Origin of the sequence: Pseudomonas sp. MPC6 (genome assembly GCF_006094435.1) — a bacterium.
In the GTDB taxonomy this organism is placed as follows: domain Bacteria; phylum Pseudomonadota; class Gammaproteobacteria; order Pseudomonadales; family Pseudomonadaceae; genus Aquipseudomonas.
In genome coordinates, this window is record NZ_CP034783.1 from 1,353,911 (window position 1) to 1,374,169 (window position 20,259).

Genomic DNA, 20,259 nt, shown 5'->3' on the forward strand with positions numbered 1-20,259 from the left:
ACAGGCGTGCGGTCGGCGGGGTGGCAAAGGGCGGGAATCGACCCGCCCTTTGCGAAACTTCCTACGTAAAGCGCCTAGGATTCTTCCGCGACCTGGGTCGGCACCGGCTCCGGTGTCGGGGTCGGACCGGCGCGGCGGTTCTCCTGGTACCAGTGCACGGCGATCAACACCAGCGTCGGAACACCCAGGAGCGCGGTAATCAGGAAGAAGTCGTGGTAGCCGTATTTCTCCACCATCACCCCTGAGTAGCCGCCGATCAGGCGTGGCAGCAACAGCATGATCGAGCTGAGCAGCGCGTACTGGGTGGCGGAGAACTTGAGGTTGGTGAGGCTCGACAGGTAGGCGACGAAGGCCGAAGTCGCCAGGCCCGAGCTGAAGTTGTCCAGGGAGATGGTGCCGATCAGCATGTTCAGGTTGGCGCCCATGTCGGCGAGCATCAGGAACAGCAGGTTGGTACTGGCCGACGTGATCCCGCCGATGAACAGGATCGGCAAGATGCCGAAGCGCACGATCAGCAAGCCGCCCATGCCGGCGCCGACCAGGGTCATGATCAGGCCGAAGATTTTGCTGACGCTGGCAATCTGATCCTTGGTGAAACCCTGGTCGATGTAGAACACGTTGGCCATCACGCCCATGACCGTATCGGACATCCGGTAGGTGGCGATCAGTCCGAGCAGCAGCAGCGCCTGCCAGCGGTACCGCAGAATGAAGTCGTTGACCGGCGTCAGCACCGGCGCCAGGCCGCGGCGGCCCACGGACGACAGGCACAGGACGGTCAAGGTGGTGTAGAGGATGGCCCGCAGGAATGCGCGGTCTTCGAGCAGCAGGTCGAGCAGGCTTTCGTCCTGGAACAGCACGCTGGCGAAGTCGGTGTTATAGAGCTGGGTGAACAAGGCCGGGACGGAGACCAGCAGCACGATCAGCACGAAGACCGACGCCAGTTGATGCACAAAGCTGTAGCGGCCGGCCTGCAGTTGCGTGCGCAGCGGCACCGGCGGTTCGCGCATGAAAAAGGACGTCAGCAGCGCTGGGATCATCAGTGCGCCGAACAGGATGTAGGTGCCGGCCCAGGCCGAATGCTGGTAATTGAAGCCGGTGGAGCCGAAGCCTTCGGCGAAGAACAGCGCGCCAGCGGTGGCCAGCAACGCGGCGATCCGGTAACCGGACATGTAACTGGCGGCCAGCGCTGCCTGGCGGCTGTCTTCGGCGATTTCCAGGCGATAAGCGTCTACGGCGATGTCTTGCGTCGCGGAGGCGAAGGCGACGACCACGGCGATAGCGATGAGCCAGGACAGATGTTTTTGCGGGTCGCAGAAACCCATCCCGATCAGGCCGAGGATCACCAGTGCCTGGGAGAGCACCAGCCAGGAGCGACGGCGACCGAGCTTGCCGAGCAGTGGCAGGCGCCATTGATCGAGCAACGGCGACCAGACCCATTTAAAGGCGTAGGCCAGACCGATCAGGCTTGCATAGCCGATGGTTTCGCGAGCCACGCCGGCTTCACGCAGCCAGACTGAAAGTGTCGAAAACACCAGCATGTAGGGTAAGCCGGCGGCGAAACCAAGCAACAACAGCACAAGCGTTGAAGGGCTGGCATAGGCGGCGAGCGCGGCGCGCCAGGTTTTACGGGGCATGGGCTGGAGTCTGCCTCAAGAATTACGGAAACAAAGCGCGCACTCTAACCGCTGTGCTCTACCGGGCGCCAGCCATGGCGCTGAATATCAACACGATTGTTCTGGACACTGATGCCTTCCATGCGCAAACGCGCTCGCTGTTCATCCCCTGAAACACTGCCCGCCGGCAGGCTGATGCGCCCGCCGGCACCGAGCACGCGGTGCCAGGGTAATTTGCTGTCAGGGGGCAGTTGGCTCAGTGTCCGACCGACCCAGCGGGCGGCGCGACCCAGCCCGGCCAGTTCGGCGAGTTGACCGTAACTCACCACCTTGCCCGCGGGCACTTGCGCCAAGGTCAGGTAGAGAGCCGTGCGTCGGATTTGCGCCGGGCTTTGATGTTCAGCGGTTGAGTCGGTCACGTCCGCAATTCCTGGGGGGATTCGCATTACCGTCTGTAGAGTAATGCCTGGGTCTGCAATTGAGAAATGAACTCAATAGAAATAGTCGGGTCAGTGCTTGCTGGGGTCTTATTCCTATGGATAATGCCGACTTTTTTTCGCAATCTTGAGCCTGTCTTTGCTTATGGTGTCCAGAACCCTGCTGTGCCTCGCTGTCTTCACGGCTTCCACGCCCCTGCTTGCCGACACCGTCTGGTTGAAGAACGGTGACAAACTGAGCGGCAAGATCACCTTGTTCGACGGTGGCAAGCTGCTGATCCAGACCGAGTATGCCGGTGCGGTCCCGATCGACTGGAAGCAAGTCAAAACTTTGGAAAGCGATCAGCAATTGCTGGTCAAACAGGATGCCTACACCGGCGAAAAGGCCAAGGCGCTGCATGCGGCGGAAGACGGCAAGGTGACCCTTGCCAACGGCGACGGTCCCAAGACCGTGGAGCTGGCCAGCATTCAGCAGATGCTCAAGCCCAAGCCGGTGGTCGAAGATCTGGTGTGGAAGGGCAATATCGATGTGGCGCTGGACTATCAGCGCGCAGAAAACGATACCGATGACTACGACGTCGACTTCAAGACCAGTGCCCGTCATGGCAGATGGCGTCACACCGCAGAAGGCGAGTACAACCGCGAATTCCAGGATGACGTGGTCACCACGGACAACTGGCGCGGCGAGTACTCCCTCGACCGCTTCCTGACCGACAAATGGTTCTGGCAGGGCCGCCTGGTGTACAAGCGTGACAAGGTCGAAGACCTTGCCCGTCAGCGCACTGTCGGTACCGGTCCCGGTTATCAGTTCTGGGATGACGAGCTGGGTGCATTCTCCCTGGGCTCGCTGCTCAACCGCACAGATTACGAATACAGTGACGGCGGCAAGGACAACTTCTACTCGGTCGCCATGAAGTGGGACTACAACCGCTATCTGGTCGCAAAGAAGGTGGAGTTCTTCACCAATGGCGAGGTGGGCAAGCCGCTGGGCAGCGTGGCGGATTATGCGCTGGATGCCGAGGTCGGGTTGCGCTACAAGGTGACCGATTGGGCGTCACTGAACCTGAAGGCCGAGAGGGACATCATCAAGGGTAGCGATGAGGCTGACCTGAGCAAGACGCGTTATACGGCTGGGTTTGGCGTTACCTGGTAACCGCTGAAGGTCAAAAGATCGCAGCCTGCGGCAGCTCCTACGTTGGATTGATGGATATCCTGTAGGAGCTGCCGCAGCTGCGATCTTTTTTGGTGCCGGCAAAAACATACGGGCACAAAAAAGCCCCGCTTTTGAGGGCGGGGCCTTTTACTAAAGCAAGTACAAGTTAGATAACTTGAACTTCTTCAGCTTGCATGCCTTTCTGACCGCGGGTAGCGATGAAAGAAACCTGTTGGCCTTCTTTCAGGCTTTTGAAGCCGTCGGATTGGATAGCTTTGAAGTGAACGAACAGGTCGTCACCGGATTGTGGAGTGATGAAGCCGAAGCCTTTTTCATCGTTGAACCACTTAACGGTACCGGTTTGGCGATTAGACATGGTGTAACTCCTTGGACAAAGATAACTGCGACGCAGGAAGAACCCTGGCCGAGACTGAGTGCAAAGAGCAGGAAAAATTCTTGTAGATGGTTGGATCGAAATTCAACATATCGTGTAGAGATTCTCAGTGACACAAGCAGCACAGTGGCGCCACCTTAACCCTTTTTCCGGAACGTGCCAATGTTTCTTGCGAAGGTTTCTTTGTTTTCGTGACTGACGGTGCATTGTTCTGTGCCGAAGGTCCGCAAATTAAGGGGTTGGCGCCGAGAATCGTACCTCGGACTTTGAACCCGGCGGCGCGCCCGGTAAGATGCCGGACAGAATTTTTCCACCTCGCTATTCAGGACACCCGCCATGAGCATCAAATCGGACAAGTGGATTCGCCGCATGGCGCAAGAGCACGGCATGATCGAACCGTTCGTCGAGCGCCAGGTGCGTGGCGAAGGCGCCGAGCGAGTGATTTCCTACGGTGTGTCGAGCTACGGCTACGACGTGCGTTGCGCCGATGAATTCAAGGTGTTCACCAACATCAATTCGGCGACCGTCGATCCGAAGAACTTCGACGAGAAGAGCTTCGTCGACGTCAAGAGCGACGTGTGCATCATCCCGCCGAACTCCTTCGCCTTGGCGCGCACCGTGGAATTCTTCCGCATTCCCCGCAACGTGCTGACCATCTGCCTGGGTAAAAGCACCTACGCCCGTTGCGGCATTATCGTCAACGTGACGCCGCTCGAGCCGGAGTGGGAAGGCCATGTGACCCTGGAATTCTCCAACACCACCACGCTGCCGGCAAAAATCTACGCCAATGAAGGCGTGGCGCAGATGCTGTTTTTCGAATCCGACGAAGAGTGCGAAGTCTCCTACAAGGACCGTGGCGGCAAGTATCAGGGGCAGCGCGGCGTCACTTTGCCACGCACCTGATCCATTTCATCGGGCGGCTGGCGGGAATTCTTGGGCGGGTAGACACTCTATTGGGTGTACTGCCCGGTTCGCGCACAGCGGACGAGGCCATTGCTCAGGAGTGTCCCATGAAGATCGATCCGCGAATAAGTGCCGAACTGGCAAGGCTTGAACCCAATCAGGTTGGCGTCTTGGCCTGGTCCTTGTTGGCGCACCCGCCAATCATGGCGGGGGGCATCCCCGGTCAGCCCGATCCCGATACCCCCAACGAACAACCGACGGAACCGGGAGAGCCCACCCTGCCGGATGAGCCGCCACCCGCGCCAGTTGCCTGATTACACCCCGCCCCCCTGTAGGAGCGAGCTTGCTCGCGATGGTCGTCAACGATGACTCGATAAGCCTGACACCCCGCGGTGGTCTCAGGTTTTTCGCGAGCAAGCTCGCTCCTACAGGCCGATGGGCCAGATTTCGTTATCGCCGATGACGAATATCCTGCAACTGTCATCCTGCTCTACCTGATAACCCCCGGTAAACGCGCCGAAGGCAGGTAACAGGCTGATCTCGTCACCGAGCCTGAAACAGGCCAGGCGCAAGCTTTGTCGACCTCGACCGTGCAATCGGTAGACGGGGTGTACATGCCCGGCCAGCACGTGCCGACTCCCATGCGGGGTCGGTTCGTGCTGCAAGGCAAACGGTCCCAGCAGCAAAGGCTCGGGCACCACTCGAATATTCAGCGAAGCGGGCGGGTCGCCGGCGCGCTTGTCATGGTTGCCGCGGATCAGCGTCATGGGCAGGTTGCTGTGCTGCGCTCGCCACTCGGCTAAAGCGCTTAGCGTGGCTTTCGCGTGGGAGCCGGGCCCGTGTAGGAAATCCCCGAGAAAAATCAGCTGTCGACAGGGCAGGGCTGCCAGTAACCCGTTCAACACCGCAATATTGCTGGCGGTGGTGCCCCGCGGCACCGGTTGGCCGAGGCTGCGATAAGCGGCGGCCTTGCCGAAATGCACATCGGCGATCAACAACGCCTGTTGCGCTGGCCAATAGACAGCCTTTTCTGGCAGCAACCAGAGGTCTTCACCGGCCAGGCGGACCGGATAGGGTGTACTCATCAGGCTTTCCCGGTTTCGGCGGTTTTCTCGAGATCGCTGACCATGCGTCTGATGCGGTCGGCAAGTTTTTCCGAGCTCATGCTTTCGCGCATCCGCTCCACCAGCAGCGGAAACCCGAGGGGAGTAGGGCGTTTGACAGGATGCAGGTCCAATTGCAGGCGATTGAGCCGCTCCAGGGTCTGTTCCAGGCGACGAATATCCAGTTCCTCCCGCAGGACTTCTTCCCCGGCCTGAGCCAGCAGCAGATTCCCGGCGTCGTACTGTTTAAACACTTCAAAGTACAAGCCGCTCGACGCCTGAACCTGGCGCGTGCTTTTCGGCGCGCCGGGGTAGCCGGCGAACACCAGCCCGGCGATGCGCGCGATTTCCCGAAAGCGGCGCAACGCCAGTTCACCGGCATTCAGGCTGGCGAGGACGTCCTTCAACAGACAGTCAGGGCTCAACAGTTGCGGATCCAGCTGCGTCGACCAATCGACGCGAGTGGCGCTGAGCAGTTCCAGGCCGTAGTCGTTGACCGCAATCGAAAAGGTGACGGCCTGCCGTTGACTGACCCGCCATGCCAGCAGGCTCGCCAGGCCCAAATGCACCTGGCGTCCGGCAAACGGGTAGAGGAACAGGTGCCAGCCTTCGCGGGATTTGAGCACCTCGGCCAGCAGGCTGGTCTCGGTGGGCAGCCCGGACCAGCGTTTCTGTACCGCTAATAACGGGCGCAGGGCCTGCATTTCCGGGCCGATGAAAGTGCCCTGGTCGGCTGCACTGAAACGCGCTACCACGGCGTGCGCCAACTCGCTGGACAATGGCATGCGCCCTCCATTCCAGCGCGGCACTGCGGCTTTTTTCGTGGCGCTGCGTTTGACATAGGCCGTCATGTTTTCCACCCGGACCAGCTCCAGCAAGCGTCCGGCAAACAGAAAACCGTCACCCGGCTTGAGCCTGGCGATAAAGCCTTCTTCGACACTGCCCAGCTGTTTGCCACCGCCGCCTTTGCTCCAGAACTTCAGCTGGATGCTCGCGTCGCTGACGATGGTGCCGATGTTCATGCGATGCCGTCGGGCCAAGCGCGCATCCGGCACGCGCCAGACGCCGTCCTCATCCGGTTCGACCCGGCGATAGTCCGGATAGGCTGTCAGAGAAAGCCCGCCGTGGCGTACGAACGCCAGGGCCCAGGTCCAATCTTGCGGAGTGAGATCACGATAAGCCCAGGCGCCGCGCACTTCTTCGTACAACTCATCGGGCAGGAACCCGCCGCCCAATGCCATGCTCACCAGGTGTTGAACCAGCACATCCAGCGGCTTGTGCGGCGACTCGCGGGGTTCGATCCGACGTTGCGCCACCGCGTCCTGTGCCGCGGCGGCTTCGATCAATTCCAGGCTGTGCGTCGGCACCAGCGTCACCCGCGAAACCCGGCCCGGCGCGTGGCCGGAACGCCCCGCACGCTGCATCAGCCGCGCCACGCCTTTGGCCGAGCCGATCTGCAGGACCCGTTCGACCGGCAGGAAGTCCACGCCCAGGTCCAGGCTCGAGGTGCAGACCACGGCTTTGAGCTGACCTTCCTTGAGCGCTCGTTCGACCCAGTCGCGGGTGTCCCGGGACAGCGAGCCGTGATGCAGGGCGATCAGGCCGGCCCAGTCCGGGCGAGCCTCGAGCAGCGCCAGGAACCAGATTTCCGATTGCGCACGGGTGTTGGTGAACACCAGGCTGCTGGGGCTGGATTCGAGCTCGGCCACGACCGCCGGCAACATTTTCAAGCCAATGTGCCCGGCCCACGGAAAGCGCTCGAGGGCAGGCGGCAGCAACGTGTCGACCTGCAGTGCCTTGGACGTTTGCCCCTGAACGTTGATACCACCGCCCTGTGGGATTAATACCTGCTCGGCGTGGGCCTGATTACCCAGGGTTGCGGAAACGCCCCAGACGATCAGCTCCGGATGCCAGCGGCGCAACCGGGCGAGGGCCAGTTGCAGTTGCACGCCACGCTTGTTGCCGAGCAATTCGTGCCATTCGTCGACCACCACCATGCGCAAGGTCGACAGTGCTGTGAACGCATCGGCGCGGGCCAGCATCAGGGTCAGGCTTTCGGGGGTGGTGATCAGTGCGGAGGGCAGGCGCCGACTTTGCCGTGCGCGTTCGCTGCTGCTGGTATCGCCGGTGCGCAGGCCAACGCTCCAGGGGACCTGCAAGTCGTGCAACGGCGCTTCCAGCGCGCGGGCGGTATCGGCGGCCAGGGCGCGCATGGGGGTTATCCACAGCACTGTCAAGGGCTCGGCGACCGGTTTGCGTTTGCGCGGTTTATCGTCGGGAGGGGTGGCACGGGCGAAGCGATCGAGCGCCCCCAACCACACGGCATAGGTTTTACCGGCGCCGGTGCTGGCGTGCAGCAACCCGGACTGGCCGTTTTTTATCGCTGCCCATACCTGTTTCTGAAAGACGAACGGCTTCCAGCCGCGAGCGGTGAACCAGTGTCTGGCGAAGTCGGGGGAGGTTCCCATGCCGGCGGTGTGCGCTCTGAAAGTCTTCTTTCAGTGACCACGCCGGCATGCGAAAGGTTTAATGACACAACGCGGTCCTGTAGGAGCCCGGCTTGCCGTAATGCCAGTCAGATAAGGAAATTGTAGGGGCGAGCTTGCTCGCGATGGATCCAAAAGCGCCGCGTTTAATCAGTAAACACGCGTTGTCGTTAACGACCATCGCGAGCAAGCTCGCTACTTCAAGTTACCGCTGAGGAACTGCTTCAGGCGTTCACTTCTCGGATTGCCCAGCACGGCGTCCGGCGCGCCTTCCTCCTCGACCAACCCCTGGTGCAGAAACAGCACCTGGCTCGATACCTTGCGGGCGAAGCTCATTTCGTGGGTGACCATGATCATGGTCCGGCCTTCTTCGGCCAGGCCCTGGATCACCTTGAGCACTTCACCGACCAGTTCCGGATCGAGCGCCGAGGTCGGTTCGTCGAACAGCATGACTTCCGGCTCCATGGCCAGTGCGCGGGCGATGGCGACCCGCTGCTGCTGCCCGCCGGACAGGAACGCCGGGTACTGATCAGCCACCCGCGCCCCCAGGCCGACCTTGTCCAGGTAGCGTCGGGCGCGGTCCTCGGCTTCTTTCTTGTCACAACCCAACACCCGGCGCGGCGCCATGGTGATGTTCTCCAGCACCGTCATGTGGCTCCACAGGTTGAAATGCTGGAACACCATGGCCAGGCGGGTGCGGATCCGCTGCAGTTCATCGGCATCGGCGACATGGATGCCGTGGCGGTCCTTGATCATGCGGATATTCTGGCCATCGAGGCTCATGGTGCCGTCGTTGGGTTGTTCGAGAAAGTTGATGCAGCGCAGGAAGGTGCTTTTGCCCGAGCCACTGGCGCCGATCAGGCTGATGACGTCACCGGTATTGGCCTTGAGCGAAACGCCTTTGAGGACTTCATGATCGCCGTAGCTTTTATGCAGGCCTTCGATGGTCAGTTTGTACATGGGGCATGCATCCTCAAGGCGAAAGTAGGTAGCCGCTGCGGTAGGCTTCGATGCCCGCGACATGCGCGATCACCATCCCGGCAGTGGCCATGCGTCGCAGCGAGCGGGCGTACATCAGCCCGGCGGCGGTGCAATGAACGGGGGTGACGCGATCATTGATCGGGTCGATGATTTCGGCGATCAGTTGCCCGGCTTCCAGGTATTGCCCCGGCAACGCCAGGAATACCAGCAATCCGCCGACGGCGGTTGCCACCGGTTCCACACCCGCCAGGGGCGTGGCCGGGTAGGGCAGCGCGGGCAGCGGCGCCGGTTCGCCGATGATGGCGCCGTAGTGCGTCAGGTAGTCGATCAGTGCCTGGCAGTCGAGGCTGGCCAGCGGGTGATTGACGTCGCCCTGGCCGCGCAGTTCGACGGTGACCGAAAAGCTTCCCGGCGGTATGTCGAAGTGTTCGCCGAAGCGTTCCTGGAGCTGCCACCAGAGCAGGGTGAAGCACTCATCGAACGACTGGCCGCCGGAATCGGTGGCCAGCAGGCTGGCTTCGGCACCGATGTAACGGGCCAGCGGCTCGACCTGCGGCCAGGCTTCAGGCGTGGTGTAGAGATGGGCGACCGCTTCGAAATCGCAATGCAGGTCCAGCACCATGTCGGCATCGCAGGCCAGCCGTTGCAGGACCAGGCGCTGGGATTGCAGTTGGGTGGCAGCGCTCTGACGGCCCAGCGCGTCACGCAGGCTGGCGCGGATCAGGTCGAGGTTGCGCTGCGGATCGTCGCCGAGTTGGCCTTCGATTGCATTGCCGACCTCCTCGCTCAAATCGACGAACCAGCGGTTGAAGTTCTGCCCGCTCTCCAGTTCGTAGCGGCCCAAGGGTACATCCATCAGGACCTGTTCCAGGCCGACCGGATTGGCCACCGGCACCAGCACGATTTCGCTGCGCAGGCGGCCGTCGGCCTCGAGTTCTGCCAGGCGCTGCTTGAGGTGCCAGGCCACCAGCATGCCGGGCATTTCGTCGGCGTGCAGGGATGACTGGATGTAGATCTTGCCCTTGGCCGACGGCGGGCCGAAGTGGAAGCTGTGAATCTGTCGTGCGGTCCCCGGCAGCGGGGCCAGCAGGTCATGAATCTGGTGGCGCATTCTGTGTTTCCTGAAGCAGAAAAGTCCTAGTGGGATGGCCCGAGGAAGGCCAGCCATCGGCGTTCGGCGAGGCGGAACAGGCCGACCAGCGCAAAGGTGACGGTCAGGTAGATCAGCGCGGCGATGCCGAACGACTGGAAGGTCAGGAAGGTCGCCGAGTTGGCGTCCCGCGCGACTTTCAGGATATCCGGGATGGTTGCGGTGAACGCCACGGTGGTCGAGTGCAGCATCAGAATCACTTCGTTGCTGTAATAAGGCAACGAGCGACGCAGGGCCGACGGCATGATCACGTAGGCATACAGCTTCCAGCCTGTCAGCCCGTAGGCCTTGGCCGCTTCGACCTCGCCATGGGCCATGCTGCGGATCGCCCCGGCAAAAATCTCCGTGGTGTAGGCGCAGGTGTTCAGGGCGAACGCCAGGATCGTGCAGTTCATGGCATCGCGAAAGAACGCATCGAGTACGGGCTGGGCACGCACGGCGGCCAGGCTGTAGATACCGGTGTAGCAGATCAGCAGCTGGATATACAGCGGCGTACCGCGGAACAGGTAGGTGTAGAACTGCACCGGCCAGCGAATGTAGGCGTGGGGTGAAACCCGGGCGATGGACAGCGGGATCGACACCAGGAAACCGATGAAGATCGAGGCGCTGAGCAGCCACATGGTCATGGCCAGGCCGGTGATGTTGTAGCCGTCGGTATAAAGAAAGGGTCTCCAGTATTCCTGCAAGAGTTCGATCATCGCACCGCCTCCCGGGTACCGACGGCGTAACGGCGTTCGAGCCAGCGCAGGACGAAATTGGAGGCGCTGGTGATCAGCAGGTAAATCAGCGCGGCAAGCACCAGGAAATAAAACAGTTGGTAAGTGCTTTTGCCGGCGTCCTGGGCCGCCTTGACCAGATCGGCCAGGCCGATGATCGAGACCAGTGCGGTGGCCTTGAGCATCACCATCCAGTTGTTACCGATACCGGGCAGGGCGAAGCGCATCATTTGCGGGAACACCACGATTCGAAAACACTGGCCGCGTTTGAGGCCATAGGCGGTGGCGGCTTCGACCTGGCCTCGCGGGACCGCGAGAATCGCGCCACGGAAGGTTTCGGTGAAATACGCACCATAAATGAAGCCCAGGGTGATGACCCCGGCGCTGAACGGGTTGATCTCGATGTATTCCCATTCCATGAAGTCGGTAAAGGTCGTCAACCAGGTTTGCAGGCTGTAGAAGATCAACAGCATCAGCACCAGGTCCGGTACGCCGCGGATCAGTGTGGTGTAGAGCTGGGCCGGGATCCGCACCAGTTTGACTTTTGACAGCTTGGCACTGGCCCCGAGCAAGCCGAGCAACACGGCCACCAACAGCGACAACACCGATAACTTGATGGTCATCCAGGTGCCTTCCATCAGCAACGGACCGAAGCCCTTGAGGCTGAAGGCTGAGAGCCCCAGGTTTTGTAATAGGTTTTCGAACATAAATCAGCAACCTGATCGGATGAAAAAAGCGCCCATCGCGAAATGGGCGCCGGGCATTATTTGCCGCTGTACAGATTCAGATCGCCAAAGTGTTTCTTCTGAATGGTGGCATAGGTGCCATCGTCGTGTAACGCTTTGATACCTTTATCCAAAAGTGCCTTCAGGTCTTTGTTACCTTTAGAGATACCGATCGCTGTTTTGGCGGGCAGCAATTCGCTGTCGACCGGTTTGCTGACTTCGTAATCGACGCCTTTTGGCGACTTAAGAAAGCCCAGTTCGGCTTGCAGCATGTCCTGGATCGCCCCGTCGAGGCGGCCGGACATCAGGTCGGAATAGACCTGGTCCTGGTTCTGATAGGCCTGAGTTTTGACCCCGGCCTTGTCCAGCACCGCCTTGGCATAGGCTTCCTGGATAGTGCCTTGCTCATAGCCGATGGTCTTGCCCTTCAGCGACGCGACATCCTCGCTCAGGCCGGAACCTTTCTTGAACACATAAGCGGTTGGGCCGGAGAACAGCTCCTCGGAGAAGTCGATGACTTTTTCGCGAGCCGGGGTGACGGTCATCGACGAGATCACACCGTCGAACTTATTGGCCTTCAGGCCCGGAATCATGCCGTCGAAATCGCTTTCGACCCATTTGCACTTGACCTTCAACTCGGCGCAGATCGCGTTCCCCAGATCAATGTCGAAGCCCACCAGGTTGCCGTCGGCCGCTTTCGATTCAAACGGCGCATAAGACGGGTCAACGCCAAAACGCAATTCCTTGTATTCCTTGGCCAGCGTGGAGCCAGCTGCCATGCACAACGCCAGTGCAGAAAGGGTCAGCAATGCTTTTTTCATTCTTCAATCCCTAAAAACCAATATGAGCGCTTGTGGCGCAGAATTATTGTTACTGGACAGCGTAGGACCCTATGAAAGTAGCAATTTCCGAACCAGAGTCCCGAACAAGCGTTTAAAAGGTAGTTCAAGAAATGTCGCGGAGGGATTTATGCACGAAAACGGGCGTGGGGAAAAGGCTGCACCAACAGTGGTCATGGCCGCTGCTTTTCGTAGGAGCTGGCTTGCCAGCGAAGATCGTTGACGATGACAGGTTCTTGCTGGATTAACGCGGTGTTTTCAAATGCTTCGCTGGCAAGCCAGCTCCTACAGGGGGACGGGTCAGCTGAGTAGATCCTGCAGGGTGCCGAGGTTGTCCGCTTCTTCGACGGTTTTGTCCCGCCGCCACCGCAACATCCGCGGAAACCGCACCGCAATGCCACTTTTATGACGCTTGGACAAGGCGATCCCTTCGAACCCCAGCTCAAACACCAGGCTTGGCTTCACACTGCTCACCGGCCCGAACTTCTCCACCGTGGTCTTGCGCACGATGCTGTCGACTTGGCGCATTTCTTCATCCGTCAGCCCCGAATACGCCTTGGCGAACGGCACCAGCGTGCGCTCGCTGGCATCGGCCGGGCCATCCCAGACGGCGAAGGTGTAATCGCTGTAGAGACTGGCCCGGCGCCCATGGCCGCGCTGGGCATAGATCAGTACGGCATCGACGCTGAACGGGTCGACTTTCCATTTCCACCAGACGCCCATGTCCTTGGTCCGACCGACGCCATACAGCGCATCCCGGGCCTTGAGCATCATGCCCTCGACCCCCAGGCTGCGGGAGGCTTCCCGTTGCCGGGCGAGGTCGAACCAGTCTTCGCCGGTGAGCACGGGGGACGGCAGCAGGACGGGGTTGGCGCAGGCGCCGATCACCTGTTCCAGCTGAGTACGGCGTTTGACCTGAGGCTGATTGCGCCAATCTTCGCCGCGCCATTCCAGCAAATCGTAGGCAAGAACGACCACCGGCACCTCGTCGAGGATTTTCTTGCCCAGGGTCTTACGACCGATCCGCTGTTGCAGCAGGGCGAAAGGTTGCACCGCGGGTGCGGCTGGTGTTGGCGGATCGAAGGCATCCTCGGTGTCCGGTCGAGCGGTTTTCCAGGCAACGATTTCACCGTCGATCACGGTGCCGTCGGGCAGGCAATGCACCAGGCTATCGAGTTCGGGAAAGCGCTCCGTGACCAGTTCTTCACCGCGCGACCAGATCCATAGTCGGCCGTCGCGCTTGACCACCTGGGCGCGGATGCCATCCCATTTCCATTCCACTTGCCAGTGGCTGGCAGGGCCGAGCAGGGCTTCGAACTGTTCGACCGGCTGTGACAGCGCATGGGCCAGGAAAAACGGATAGGGCTGGCCGCCCCGTTGGGCATGCTCGTCGGATGATTCGGCGGCGATCAGCTTTAAATAGCTGGCCGCGCTCGGACGGTGGGACAGGTCGGTATACCCCACCAGCCGCTGCGCCACGCGTTTGCTGTCCAGATGCGCCATGGATGCCAGGGCGCGGGTCACCAGCAATTTGGAGACGCCGACCCGGAAACTGCCGGTGATCAATTTGATGCAGAGCATCAGGCTGGGACGGTCCAGTTGCGACCAAAGCGCGGGAAGCTGTTCGGCGAGAACGTCCGGGGGCGCGCCACGCAGTGGCAGCAGCTTGTCTTCGATCCACACCGCCAAGCCGTCGATGGAGCTGTGGGGCGCTTCGGGCAGCACCAGCGAGATGGTTTCCGCCAGGTCGCCGACGGCCTGGTAACTCTCCTCGAACAGCCACGGCGCCAGGCCGGAATATGCCACCGCCAGTTCGCGCAGGATGCGCACCGGCACCAATTGCCTGGGGCGCCCACCGGACAAAAAGTAAACCGCCCAGGCGGCATCTTCCGCAGCCGCCTCAGCGAAGTAATGTTGCATCGCCGCCAGTTTGGCATTGCTCGATGTCGTGGCGTCGAGCTCGGCGTACAACCGGGCGAAGGCCTTCATGTCGGCACCTCGGCGATTTGCGGCTCGATGCTCGCGCGCTCTTCCTCGTCATCGCCGTACTCGGTGTTGAAGCTCTGCGCATCGAGCCCTTGCTCGCGCAGGTGGCGCACCAATACCCCGACCGAGCCGTGGGTGACCATGACCCGTTCGGCACCGGTTTGCTCGATGGCCCACAGCAGACCCGGCCAGTCGGCGTGGTCGGACAACACGAAGCCTCGGTCTACGCCGCGCCGCCGACGTGTGCCGCGCAAGCGCATCCAGCCGCTGGCAAAGCCGTCACTGTAGTCCCCGAAGCGGCGCATCCAGGTGCTGCCGCCCGCCGAAGGCGGGGCCAGCACCAACGCCTTGCGTATCATGGGGTCGCTCTTTTTCAACTCGCCGGCGTAGATCGTTGGCGGTAGATAAACACCGCTCTCGCGATACACCCGGTTCAAAGGTTCCACCGCACCATGCACCAGGATGGGGCCGAGGCTGGCGTCGATGCCGTGGAGAATGCGCTGGGCCTTGCCGAAGGCGTAGCAGAACAGCACGCTGGCCTTGTCGGCGGCGGCGTTGGCTTGCCACCACTGATTGATCTCGGCAAACACCTGCGCCTGGGGCTGCCAGCGATAGATCGGCAGGCCAAAGGTCGATTCGGTGATGAAGGTGTCGCAGCGCACGGGTTCGAACGGTGCGCAGGTGCCGTCGGGTTCAATCTTGTAATCCCCCGAAGCGACCCAGACTTCGCCCCCGTACTCCAGGCGTACCTGGGCCGAACCGAGCACATGGCCGGCGGGGTGAAAGCTCAGAGTCACGCCATGGTGAGTCTGGGGTAGGCCGTAAGGCAGGGTTTGCAGGTTGATATCCGTCCCCAGGCGTGCGCGCAGGATGCCTTCGCCGGGAGCCGCCGCCAGATAGTGTTGGTTGCCGCCTTTGGCATGGTCGCCGTGGGCGTGCGTGATGACCGCCCGTTCGACCGGGCGCCAGGGGTCGATGTAGAAATCCCCGGCGGGGCAGTACAAACCTTCTGGGCGGGCGATAACAAGGTCCATGTTTGTTACCAAATATGGAGGGATTTGTTAGCTATGAGGATGGCGCGAGGCGAGAAGTTCTATCGGTTTTTCAAAGCACGAATGACATTCAGCTGTGGGAGCGAGCCTGCTCGCGAAAGCGGTGTATCAGTCGACATCATTGGTGAATATCGGACCGAATTCGCGAGCAGGCTCGCTCCCACATTGGAAGGGGGTTATTTGCCTGGTGTCAGGGTCAACCGCTTGCTCCCATACACCTTGTCAAAGTTCTGCGGCTGCATCGGCAGGCTCATGTACTGGCCCTTGAGCCACGGATCGATGCTGTCCAGGTAATTGGCACTCGCCGGGTTGCCGGACTGGCCTGTGCTGTTCTGCCCCATCAACGGTTCAGCCAGGCCGAAGTCGACAATCAAGCGCATGGTCGGTGCCAGGGTGGTGTTGAAATCCTGGCCCCAGGCGAATGCCGCCGTGTTGAGGGTGGTGTGATCGCCACCCGCCGGCAGCGGACCGCGCACGGTCTGGCCGCTGGCATTCTTCCATTCGTAGCGATGCAATTTGCCCCACTGCCAGGCGGTGTGATTGCCACCCAACTGACTGTCGCCTGCGCTGATGGCTGCCGCTAGGCTGCGAGCGAGCATTGCCGGTTTGTCTTCTTTCTGCGGCGTGCGAACGTCATCCCAGAACGGGCTATCCTCGCGCCCCAGCAGGTGATCGGCCTGGGCGGCATAGGACAACTTGCCGTTGGCGATAAAGGCTTTCCACGCCGGGCCGGTTTCCGGGCCCAGTTCGTCGAGGAAGATCTGCCGGGTGCTTTCCTGGAGGAACAGTTCGTAGATCGCTGCGTCGGCGGAGGTCGGGCTGAGTTTGCCGTCGAACGCCATCAAGCGGGTGTACGCCTCGCGCGCCTTGCCGCGATCGGCGTCCGGCAGCGCTTCAATGGCTTGCTTGAGCGGTTGGGCCATGCCGGGTGCCTGGAAGGTTTTTTTCAGCTTGGCGGCGAAAGTCGTCGTCTGATCGTATTGCATGGCGATCACGCTGCGGGTGTCGTGTTTGCCCGCGCCGGCCAGTTCGGCCATGCGTTCGCCACGTTCCGGTGCCGACCAGGAATTGGACAGTTGCATGCCATAGCCATGGGGAATGACCCGCTGGTTGGCGGTGCCGAGCCAGCCTTGGGCCGGGTCCTGGTCATAAGGATGCAGCATCGGATCGGCGTAACCGTCCCAATCGTAGCGGCCTTCCCAGCCCGGGGATGGCAGCAGGCCTTCGCCTTCGCGACGGTTCGGGTAGCGGCCGGTGACTTGCCAGCCGATGTTGCGGGCGTCGGCGAAGACCAGGTTCAGAGTAATGGCGCGGATTTCGCGGCTGGCATCCGAGGCTTTTTCGACATTCTGCGCCCGGGACAAGTCGAAAAACGCATCCAGGGTCTTGTCGTCGGTGAAATTCGGCGTCTGCAAGGCCAGGCCAAGGCCGTTGGCCAGCGCGGTGCCTTGGGCACTGTTGAGCAGCGGGCCATGGCGGGTCTCATACACCGCTTCGCGAATTGGCCGCTGGCCTTTGACGAAATAGCTTTCGTTACGCACGATCACCGGCTGCCATTTGCCGCCGACTTCGTAGGAAAGACCGTTGCCCTGGCGTTTGATCTTTTCCAGGAACAGGTCCTGGTTATCGCCCATGACCGAGGTCATGCTCCAGGCCACCTTGCCGTTGTAACCGCTCAGCACCATCGGCAAACCGGCGATGGTGACGCCGGACGCCTGGTACTTCGGCGCGCGAATCTGCACGTAACTGAACAAGGACGGCACGCCCGGCGATCCATGGCTGTCGCTGGCCAGCAGGCTCTTACCGCTGCGGCTGCGTTGCGGGGCGATCGCCCAATTGTTCGATGAAGTGGCCCCCAGCAGGTTCAGATCGGACAGTTGGGCGGTGGCTTTGCTGATTTCCGCCAGGCCCGGAACCTGCCCGTTGAGCTTGATGCCCTGAAGTTTTTCGGCTTCGGCCACCGGCAGTTTTTCATCGGGGGCGGAGGGTGTCAGCCACGGCAGTTTGTCGGTGGTGACGGTTTGCGCCAGCATCAGCGAGGCAATTTCTTCCGGCAGGTTGGCCGATTGGCTGAAATTCAACAGGCAGAAAATCAGCGCCGAGTCTTCCGGTTTCCAGTATTCAGGTTTGTAGCCGGTAGCGGCGAGGTCCGCCGGCAGCTTGTCGCGGTAGCGGAACAGGTAGGCGTTGACGCCACGCGCGTAGACTTCGAAAAAGCGCTTGAGGCGCGGCGAAGATGCTTTGTACAGCTCGTCGGCGCTTTTCTTCAGATTGACCGCGCGCATGTAGCGGTCGGCGTCCAGCAGGTCCGGACCGGACATCTCCGACAGACGGCCCTGGGCCAGCAGGCGCAGGGTCACCATTTGGGTGACGCGGTCTGTGGCGTGCACATAGCCAAGGGAAAACAGCGCGTCATGGAAACTGTTGCTTTCGATCAACGGCACGCCCATGGCATTGCGTCGTACCGAAACGTTCTGCGCCAGTCCTTTGAGCGGTTGCACTCCGGCGGTCGGCGGGAGGGTGTCCTGGGTGTTCCTGGTCTGACAACCGGTCAGGCTCAAGACACCGGCCACTGCTGCGGCAACGCCGAACCGGGGAAGAAAATGTATGAGGGCTGGCGAGGCCATGGCAAAGCTCCTGCGGGGGGTAGCGTCATTAAAGGCGCTACGTTAGTGAGCAGGAGGTGGCCGCGCAAGCAGCTTATTTCAGGATTTGTCTGCCAAGCCCAAAGTTCGCAGCCCGCGGGATGTTTGGGTTCAATGAAGATCCCCCTGCAGGCGCTGGCTTGCCAGCGAAAGCGGTCTATCAGCCAACACCTCTACTGAATGTGCCGCCGTCTTCGCCAGCAAGCCGGCTCCTACACGGGATTGGTGGCGTTCACCGATCCGTTGTTCTCAAGCCCCGTGGCATTTCTTGAATTTCTTGCCGTTGCCGCACGGGCAAGGGTCGTTGCGGCCGACGTCTTTCAGGGCGTTGCGCACCGGTTCCTGCTGGGCGTGGCCGCAGTTCGGGCCGTGGACATGGCCATGGTCGTGATCATGGTGCTCATGATGCTCGTGATGGTCATGATCGTGGTTGCAGTCAGGGCCATGGACATGGGGTTGCTGGGTCATCGAAGTTGCTCCGGAATTAAATCGGCGGGGATTATCACGCCATTGCGCGCCAGGTGCACGTAGTGCGCGATGAATAAACCGGTTTCCATTTCACCCTCCAGTCGATAGGGGATGGGCTGATCGGGTTTCTTCAGCAGTTTCACCACGTCCCGGACCTTGGGCCACAGGTTGGTGCGGATCGGCACCTTGAAGTACGCGCTGCGCTTGGGACCGACCGTAAACCAGTGTTCGTGCTCGCCTTCGGTCAGCAGCAGGTCGCCCAGGTGAATCCGGTATTCGAGGCCGCGCACCGTCAGGTCACTGTCATTGGGGTTGTCGACGCGAAAGTACAGGAGGAATCGTTGCTGCATCAGTTTGGCCTGGACGACTTCGACCTTGACCAGGTGCACCTGTGGCTCCGGCCCGTCGTCGCTGAACCATGACGCACAGCCGCCGAGCCCCGCAAACAGGAGCAGCGTAAAGAGATGAAGTACGAGTCGTCGGGTGACCATGGTCGTGTTCTCCCTTGAACTCCAGTCTAGCCCCAAAAGATCGCAGCCTGCGGCAGCTCCTGCATTGGATTGGCGTAAACCCGTAGGGGCTGCGGAAGGCTCGGGCCGCGTTCCGACGATCTTTTGGCGTTACCTCAAGTGGCGAAATACCCCGCGCAACACTTCTTGAACTTCTGCCCGCTGGCGCACGGGCAGGCATCGTTGCGCCCGGCCTTCAGTTGCACGGTGGGATCGATGAAGTACCAGTGGCCGGCGTTCTGCACGAACGAGGAGCGTTCGCGGTGGCTGTGTTCGCCGCCGCCGTCGTGCCAGCGCGCGGTGAAGGTGACGAACGCGTGTTCCGGCTGGCCGCCGAGCACCTCGGCGCTTTCCACATCCAGGCCCAGCCAGGTGCTTTGGGCGCTCCAGTCGCTGATGGACTGCCGGTCCAGGCCCGCTTGTTGCGCGGGCAGGGTGGTCGCCACCAGGTAATCGATCAGGCCCAGCACATAGGCGCTGTAGCGCGAACGCATCAAGGCTTCGGCACAAGGCGCCGGATGCCCTGCATGGTAATGACCGCAGCAGGCGTCAAGCAGGGTGCCGCTGCCGCAAGGACAAATAGAAGTGCTCATTGCGTTACCACCAATATTTCCCGAAATTTTCCGGATTGGCCCAGAACCGCGAATTGAGCCAGTCGGGTACTTGTTTGTAGTCAAGCAGATCATAGGTAAACAGGGTCAGCACCTGTTCGTCGCGCTGGAAGCGTTCGCTGGCTTGCAGGGCCAGGGAGAAGAAGTCGGTCTCTTGCCAGCCACTGGCCGGCAAGTCCGCCAGCACCGCGATGCGGCTGGCATTGAGGTTGCGTATCCCGCCCAACAGGTTCAGGCCATCGCGCTTGGGCAAATGTTCCAGGCAATCGACCACCAGCGCCAGGTCAAACCGGCGTGCCGCCAGGTCGTCCGGCAACGGTCCAGGTGCCGCATGGGCCACGCAGGTGTCCGGATGGGCGAGCTTGAACGCTTCAAGCGCGGGGAATTCGCTGGCGCCAATCAGCAACAAACGCGCCGGGGCGTAACGATCAAGCAATGCGGCCAGCGCCTGCTGGGGCGTGCGCGGAGAAATACCTGCAATCATCGAA

20 protein-coding genes and 1 pseudogene are annotated in these 20,259 nt (G+C 61.1%); 4 read left to right on the top strand and 17 right to left on the bottom strand.

Annotated elements, in window-relative coordinates; genetic code table 11:
• Positions 1-74 precede the first annotated feature (74 nt).
• Both ELQ88_RS08280 and ELQ88_RS08285 read right to left on the bottom strand, forming a co-directional pair.
• Positions 75-1,634: an AmpG family muropeptide MFS transporter gene (locus ELQ88_RS08280; RefSeq protein ID WP_138964520.1), complete on the bottom strand. Its 1,560-nt coding sequence runs from the start codon at positions 1,632-1,634 to the stop codon at positions 75-77.
• Between the two features lie 44 nt (positions 1,635-1,678).
• Positions 1,679-2,059 carry an MGMT family protein gene (locus ELQ88_RS08285; protein WP_228761591.1) on the bottom strand — a complete coding sequence of 127 codons (381 nt, stop codon included), beginning with the start codon at positions 2,057-2,059 and terminating at the stop codon, positions 1,679-1,681.
• Positions 2,060-2,195: 136 nt separating this feature from the next.
• Between ELQ88_RS08285 and ELQ88_RS08290 the strand changes: the two genes are divergently transcribed.
• A complete protein-coding gene (locus tag ELQ88_RS08290) occupies positions 2,196-3,203 on the top strand; it encodes a DUF481 domain-containing protein (RefSeq protein ID WP_128872823.1) in 1,008 nt (335 codons plus the stop codon).
• A 166-nt stretch (positions 3,204-3,369) separates the two neighbouring features.
• Here the strand turns inward: ELQ88_RS08290 and ELQ88_RS08295 are convergent, their stop codons facing one another.
• Entirely contained in the window at positions 3,370-3,579 is a 210-nt protein-coding gene (locus tag ELQ88_RS08295) for a cold-shock protein (protein ID WP_002554837.1), read from the bottom strand.
• 354 nt (positions 3,580-3,933) lie between these two features.
• Between ELQ88_RS08295 and dcd the strand changes: the two genes are divergently transcribed.
• From dcd to ELQ88_RS35030, 3 genes and pseudogenes are all read left to right on the top strand, one after another.
• The gene (gene dcd / locus ELQ88_RS08300; RefSeq protein ID WP_028622498.1) at positions 3,934-4,500 is read left to right on the top strand and encodes a dCTP deaminase; all 567 of its coding nucleotides are present in this window, start codon (positions 3,934-3,936) and stop codon (positions 4,498-4,500) included.
• A gap of 107 nt (positions 4,501-4,607) precedes the next feature.
• A complete protein-coding gene (locus ELQ88_RS08305) occupies positions 4,608-4,814 on the top strand; it encodes a hypothetical protein (RefSeq protein ID WP_128872824.1) in 207 nt (68 codons plus the stop codon).
• A gap of 38 nt (positions 4,815-4,852) precedes the next feature.
• Positions 4,853-4,930, top strand: a pseudogene (locus tag ELQ88_RS35030) (outer membrane lipoprotein carrier protein LolA); the annotation flags it as partial.
• Here the strand turns inward: ELQ88_RS35030 and pdeM are convergent.
• The 14 genes from pdeM to ELQ88_RS08380 all read right to left on the bottom strand — a co-directional run bounded on the left by pdeM (position 4,926) and on the right by ELQ88_RS08380 (position 20,255).
• A complete protein-coding gene (gene pdeM / locus ELQ88_RS08310) occupies positions 4,926-5,585 on the bottom strand; it encodes a ligase-associated DNA damage response endonuclease PdeM (protein ID WP_138964524.1) in 660 nt (219 codons plus the stop codon). The pseudogene ELQ88_RS35030 and the gene pdeM overlap by 5 nt on opposite strands.
• Entirely contained in the window at positions 5,585-8,071 is a 2,487-nt protein-coding gene (locus ELQ88_RS08315; RefSeq protein WP_138964526.1) for a ligase-associated DNA damage response DEXH box helicase, read from the bottom strand. Before ELQ88_RS08315 ends, pdeM begins: the two co-directional genes overlap by 1 nt.
• A gap of 213 nt (positions 8,072-8,284) precedes the next feature.
• On the bottom strand, positions 8,285-9,049 hold the full coding sequence (locus ELQ88_RS08320) for an ATP-binding cassette domain-containing protein (protein ID WP_138964528.1): 765 nt from the start codon (positions 9,047-9,049) through the stop codon (positions 8,285-8,287).
• A 13-nt stretch (positions 9,050-9,062) separates the two neighbouring features.
• Positions 9,063-10,181 carry a succinylglutamate desuccinylase/aspartoacylase family protein gene (locus tag ELQ88_RS08325; protein ID WP_128872828.1) on the bottom strand — a complete coding sequence of 373 codons (1,119 nt, stop codon included), beginning with the start codon at positions 10,179-10,181 and terminating at the stop codon, positions 9,063-9,065.
• A gap of 26 nt (positions 10,182-10,207) precedes the next feature.
• Positions 10,208-10,918 carry an ABC transporter permease gene (locus tag ELQ88_RS08330; RefSeq protein ID WP_138964530.1) on the bottom strand — a complete coding sequence of 237 codons (711 nt, stop codon included), beginning with the start codon at positions 10,916-10,918 and terminating at the stop codon, positions 10,208-10,210.
• Positions 10,915-11,643 carry an ABC transporter permease gene (locus ELQ88_RS08335; protein WP_138964532.1) on the bottom strand — a complete coding sequence of 243 codons (729 nt, stop codon included), beginning with the start codon at positions 11,641-11,643 and terminating at the stop codon, positions 10,915-10,917. Before ELQ88_RS08335 ends, ELQ88_RS08330 begins: the two co-directional genes overlap by 4 nt.
• A 56-nt stretch (positions 11,644-11,699) precedes the next feature.
• On the bottom strand, positions 11,700-12,482 hold the full coding sequence (locus tag ELQ88_RS08340; protein ID WP_138964534.1) for a transporter substrate-binding domain-containing protein: 783 nt from the start codon (positions 12,480-12,482) through the stop codon (positions 11,700-11,702).
• 318 nt (positions 12,483-12,800) lie between these two features.
• Positions 12,801-14,489: an ATP-dependent DNA ligase gene (locus ELQ88_RS08345; protein ID WP_138964536.1), complete on the bottom strand. Its 1,689-nt coding sequence runs from the start codon at positions 14,487-14,489 to the stop codon at positions 12,801-12,803.
• Positions 14,486-15,520 (bottom strand): ligase-associated DNA damage response exonuclease, encoded by a 1,035-nt coding sequence (locus ELQ88_RS08350; RefSeq protein ID WP_138964538.1) that lies wholly within the window; start codon positions 15,518-15,520, stop codon positions 14,486-14,488. The genes ELQ88_RS08345 and ELQ88_RS08350 overlap by 4 nt, the downstream gene beginning before the upstream one ends.
• Positions 15,521-15,714: 194 nt before the next feature.
• Entirely contained in the window at positions 15,715-18,165 is a 2,451-nt protein-coding gene (locus tag ELQ88_RS08360; RefSeq protein ID WP_138964542.1) for a penicillin acylase family protein, read from the bottom strand.
• A 267-nt stretch (positions 18,166-18,432) separates the two neighbouring features.
• Entirely contained in the window at positions 18,433-18,651 is a 219-nt protein-coding gene (locus ELQ88_RS08365; protein ID WP_128872835.1) for an SEC-C metal-binding domain-containing protein, read from the bottom strand.
• Positions 18,648-19,142: an LEA type 2 family protein gene (locus tag ELQ88_RS08370; RefSeq protein ID WP_128872836.1), complete on the bottom strand. Its 495-nt coding sequence runs from the start codon at positions 19,140-19,142 to the stop codon at positions 18,648-18,650. The genes ELQ88_RS08365 and ELQ88_RS08370 overlap by 4 nt, the downstream gene beginning before the upstream one ends.
• A 134-nt stretch (positions 19,143-19,276) precedes the next feature.
• A complete protein-coding gene (locus tag ELQ88_RS08375; protein WP_138964544.1) occupies positions 19,277-19,753 on the bottom strand; it encodes a YchJ family protein in 477 nt (158 codons plus the stop codon).
• Between the two features lie 4 nt (positions 19,754-19,757).
• Positions 19,758-20,255 (bottom strand): DUF6231 family protein, encoded by a 498-nt coding sequence (locus ELQ88_RS08380; RefSeq protein ID WP_128872838.1) that lies wholly within the window; start codon positions 20,253-20,255, stop codon positions 19,758-19,760.
• Positions 20,256-20,259 lie beyond the last annotated feature (4 nt).

Coding starts and splice junctions, on each gene's coding strand:
- ELQ88_RS08280 (WP_138964520.1), bottom strand. CDS start 1,634: ATGCCCCGTAAAACCTGGCGCGCCGCGCTCGCCGCCTATGCCAGCCCT.
- ELQ88_RS08285 (WP_228761591.1), bottom strand. CDS start 2,059: ATGCGAATCCCCCCAGGAATTGCGGACGTGACCGACTCAACCGCTGAA.
- ELQ88_RS08290 (WP_128872823.1), top strand. CDS start 2,196: ATGGTGTCCAGAACCCTGCTGTGCCTCGCTGTCTTCACGGCTTCCACG.
- ELQ88_RS08295 (WP_002554837.1), bottom strand. CDS start 3,579: ATGTCTAATCGCCAAACCGGTACCGTTAAGTGGTTCAACGATGAAAAA.
- dcd (WP_028622498.1), top strand. CDS start 3,934: ATGAGCATCAAATCGGACAAGTGGATTCGCCGCATGGCGCAAGAGCAC.
- ELQ88_RS08305 (WP_128872824.1), top strand. CDS start 4,608: ATGAAGATCGATCCGCGAATAAGTGCCGAACTGGCAAGGCTTGAACCC.
- pdeM (WP_138964524.1), bottom strand. CDS start 5,585: ATGAGTACACCCTATCCGGTCCGCCTGGCCGGTGAAGACCTCTGGTTG.
- ELQ88_RS08315 (WP_138964526.1), bottom strand. CDS start 8,071: ATGGGAACCTCCCCCGACTTCGCCAGACACTGGTTCACCGCTCGCGGC.
- ELQ88_RS08320 (WP_138964528.1), bottom strand. CDS start 9,049: ATGTACAAACTGACCATCGAAGGCCTGCATAAAAGCTACGGCGATCAT.
- ELQ88_RS08325 (WP_128872828.1), bottom strand. CDS start 10,181: ATGCGCCACCAGATTCATGACCTGCTGGCCCCGCTGCCGGGGACCGCA.
- ELQ88_RS08330 (WP_138964530.1), bottom strand. CDS start 10,918: ATGATCGAACTCTTGCAGGAATACTGGAGACCCTTTCTTTATACCGAC.
- ELQ88_RS08335 (WP_138964532.1), bottom strand. CDS start 11,643: ATGTTCGAAAACCTATTACAAAACCTGGGGCTCTCAGCCTTCAGCCTC.
- ELQ88_RS08340 (WP_138964534.1), bottom strand. CDS start 12,482: ATGAAAAAAGCATTGCTGACCCTTTCTGCACTGGCGTTGTGCATGGCA.
- ELQ88_RS08345 (WP_138964536.1), bottom strand. CDS start 14,489: ATGAAGGCCTTCGCCCGGTTGTACGCCGAGCTCGACGCCACGACATCG.
- ELQ88_RS08350 (WP_138964538.1), bottom strand. CDS start 15,520: ATGGACCTTGTTATCGCCCGCCCAGAAGGTTTGTACTGCCCCGCCGGG.
- ELQ88_RS08360 (WP_138964542.1), bottom strand. CDS start 18,165: ATGGCCTCGCCAGCCCTCATACATTTTCTTCCCCGGTTCGGCGTTGCC.
- ELQ88_RS08365 (WP_128872835.1), bottom strand. CDS start 18,651: ATGACCCAGCAACCCCATGTCCATGGCCCTGACTGCAACCACGATCAT.
- ELQ88_RS08370 (WP_128872836.1), bottom strand. CDS start 19,142: ATGGTCACCCGACGACTCGTACTTCATCTCTTTACGCTGCTCCTGTTT.
- ELQ88_RS08375 (WP_138964544.1), bottom strand. CDS start 19,753: ATGAGCACTTCTATTTGTCCTTGCGGCAGCGGCACCCTGCTTGACGCC.
- ELQ88_RS08380 (WP_128872838.1), bottom strand. CDS start 20,255: ATGATTGCAGGTATTTCTCCGCGCACGCCCCAGCAGGCGCTGGCCGCA.